We start from the raw sequence: 2,717 nt of genomic DNA on the forward strand, positions 1-2,717 counted from the left end.
TCACCCGATGCGCGGCCTCCACCCGATACTCCGGGGTAAACGAACGCCGACGACCAGACATACGAACATCCTTCCACGGGACCACCGTCCCGCTATCTCAGATGTCCACTACTTCTGGGGAACCTCACCTTATCAGTGCACCATTCGCCGAGATTTCCGGCGGGCGGATACCGAGGCGCCGGCGGATCTAGGGATGTTGAGGGTGTCGGCGGGTCACTAGTTCTCAATGGGGACGGAGGCTGTGGGGGCGACGGCCGGACTAACGAACTTTGAACCGGCGCGGGAACCGACGCGGTTCTGGAGTTTGGCGACTGTGACGGCCCAGTGCTCGCAAGATCGCCGGAAGACCAAGGCCACCGAAGTAAAAGCCCGCCGAGGATGGCGACAACCGCGACGGTCGCGCCTGTAGCCCAAATCCAGTGCGACCGCTTGGCGGCTGTGGCTGCACTCTGCGCCTCTGCGGCAACCGCTTTGGGGCGCGGTATGGCTGCTTTCGTCGTAGCGGCGGGGGCAAATTTCGCAGCAGTACCTACCTGTTCAGAGAAGGCTCGCGCGATGTCACTGCATCGCTGAAAGCGGTCCTCGGGACGCTTGGCCAGTCCTGTAGCGAGGACAGCATCGAACTTTGCAAGCTCCGGGCGGTAGTCAGCAAGTGCAGGCGGCGCGCTGTTGAGGTGGCGGCTGATGACGACGGCGGGGTTTGAGTTCACGAAGAGCGGCGCACCGGTCAGCAGGTGGTAGGCGGTCGCGGTGAGCGCATACTGATCGGCGCGGCCATCGACATCCTCTCCGAGGAGCTGCTCCGGCGCACAGTAGGCGACGGTTCCAACAGTCATGTTTGTTGCGGTGAGCCCGCTGATGTCGTGCGCGTTGCGTGCTATGCCGAAGTCGGTCAACAGCACCCGCTGTTCTTCGTCATCGTCGACATGGGTCAGCATGATGTTGGCCGGCTTGACGTCTCGATGAAGCAGGCCCCGCTTGTGGGCTGCATCGAGCGCGCTGGCGACTGCACTGACGATGCGTGCAACTTCGTCGACCGGCATACCGGCCGGGTTGCGCTCCGCTAACAGTTTGGCCGCGTCGAGTCCGTCCACGAAGTCCATGGCGATCCAGAGCTGTCCGTCGGCCTCACCTCTGTCATGTACACCAACGACGTTGGGATGCCACAGTGTCGAAGCCAGGTCGGCTTCGCGAGTGAACCGCGCACGGTACTCCGCATCGGCAGACCATTCCGGGGGAAGCAACTTGAGTGCATCGCGTCGAGGTAGCCGCGGATGCTGCGCGAGGTACACCTCTCCCATTCCGCCACTGCCGAGCTGGCGGAGAATTCGGTAGCCCGCGAAGAGTTGCCCCTCGCTCAATGCCATCGCTCGAGCGCCCCCATCATCCGTGCTGGTCCTATTGCCCGTTCTCTATGGCCGCGACAAGCTGCGCGGCTTCGGGGCCGCTGATCAGCGGCAAGCTGACTGGGCCGGCGGCCAGCAACTCGGTCACGCGGCGCGTGAGTTCTCCCGATGTGACGTGGGTGTACAGGTCGGCGCCTGGGCATGCGGTAGCGGCGTAATCCTGATGTCCTTCGACCTCGGTCGAGCCGATCGGGAAGGTGGAGACGGCCCAGGCGAAGACCGTCGCTGCGCCCTGCAGCTGTTCTTCGGTCACGGCTTCCTCGTCGAAGTTGCCTTCACAGAGGACCAAGAAGTGGCCGTTGGTGTCGTAGTCCGTCGCCGTGTCACCTTTGATCCACGGATCCCGCAATTGGTAGATGTTGCCGTTGCGGTCGACACCGACGTGATAGGCGATATCGACCCAGCCACGGTCGTTCTGGTGCAGCTGCTGATGTTGACGCAACCGGGCCGGAGCATTGCGGTTATCGCCGAGCACCACACCCGTGTGGTGAATAGTCATACGGGTAGGAGTGTGTGGAACGCCGCCTTGTCGAGCCGGTTGCGCGCTCCAGCCGTCCCGGGAAATGATCCGCGCCGAGACGGTCGACGACGGCACCACTGGCTCGGTTGGCGAAGGTGGCGCCGGCGAAGCAGCAGTCACAGCAGAGGTTCCAGCCTGAGTCGCCGAGGTGAGAGAGCTCTCCGGTGTCGCCGAGTTCGCCACCTCGGATGGTTGCGAGCAGGCGCCGAGCACTGTAGCCAACCCCGCCGTCCCGGCGAGGGCCAACAGCTGCCGACGGCTCACGGCAGCATCGAGCGAGCCGTCGAACCCATCAACCCCCGGTGTCTGCACGACGATCACCATACGTAGAACCCGCGTGGACGCGCGGCGACTTGCACTGATCACCGAGTTGACCGGCGGCCACCGCTCGGGGCACCCGCGGCAGCGCAACGTTCTCCGAGAAGCACCCTGGCTGAGCTCGGTTTCGGCGAGTCGGCGACTGTCCTGCTCGGCTCCGAGCGGAACCTGTCCGCTTTGTCGGTGATGCTGGTTAAGATTCGCGCATGCCCATAGCTGAAGGGGCGGTCTTTGCCGGCTACACCATTCAGCGCTTGTTGGGCAGCGGGGGGATGGGCGAGGTCTATCTTGTGCAGCACCCCCGGCTGCCCCGCCAGGAGGCTCTAAAAATCCTCCCGGCGAACATTAGCCCGGATTTTTCGTGGAATGTTGACTGTGGGGGTGTGTAGATAAGCGAAAGTGCCTGTCCTGCAAGGAATAATTGGACTTCTCTACGGTTCAAAAACCCTGACGGGAAGGCACTTCGCAGGTGA

Annotated in this window: 2 protein-coding genes and 1 pseudogene; 1 reads left to right on the forward strand and 2 read right to left on the reverse strand. The window is 63.3% G+C overall.

Going from position 1 to position 2,717, the window contains the following annotated elements; translation table 11 throughout:
- Positions 1–92 precede the first annotated feature (92 nt).
- Both ACTWP6_RS30065 and ACTWP6_RS30070 read right to left on the reverse strand, forming a co-directional pair.
- A complete protein-coding gene (locus ACTWP6_RS30065) occupies positions 93–1,367 on the reverse strand; it encodes a serine/threonine-protein kinase (protein WP_443189618.1) in 1,275 nt (424 codons plus the stop codon).
- 31 nt (positions 1,368–1,398) lie between these two features.
- Complete coding sequence (locus ACTWP6_RS30070) at positions 1,399–2,250, reverse strand: N-acetylmuramoyl-L-alanine amidase (protein WP_443189619.1); 852 nt, start codon at positions 2,248–2,250, stop codon at positions 1,399–1,401.
- Positions 2,251–2,450: 200 nt separating this feature from the next.
- On the opposite strand from ACTWP6_RS30070, the pseudogene ACTWP6_RS30075 reads away from it, so the two are divergent.
- Positions 2,451–2,600, forward strand: a pseudogene (locus ACTWP6_RS30075) (serine/threonine-protein kinase); the annotation flags it as partial.
- Positions 2,601–2,717 lie beyond the last annotated feature (117 nt).

This window comes from Mycobacterium sp. 4D054, assembly GCF_052245755.1.
In the GTDB taxonomy this organism is placed as follows: domain Bacteria; phylum Actinomycetota; class Actinomycetes; order Mycobacteriales; family Mycobacteriaceae; genus Mycobacterium.

What these genes read in the sequence shown, in the direction of transcription:
- ACTWP6_RS30065 (WP_443189618.1), bottom strand. Translation starts at nt 1,367, where the DNA reads ATGGCATTGAGCGAGGGGCAACTCTTCGCGGGCTACCGAATTCTCCGC.
- ACTWP6_RS30070 (WP_443189619.1), bottom strand. Translation starts at nt 2,250, where the DNA reads ATGGTGATCGTCGTGCAGACACCGGGGGTTGATGGGTTCGACGGCTCG.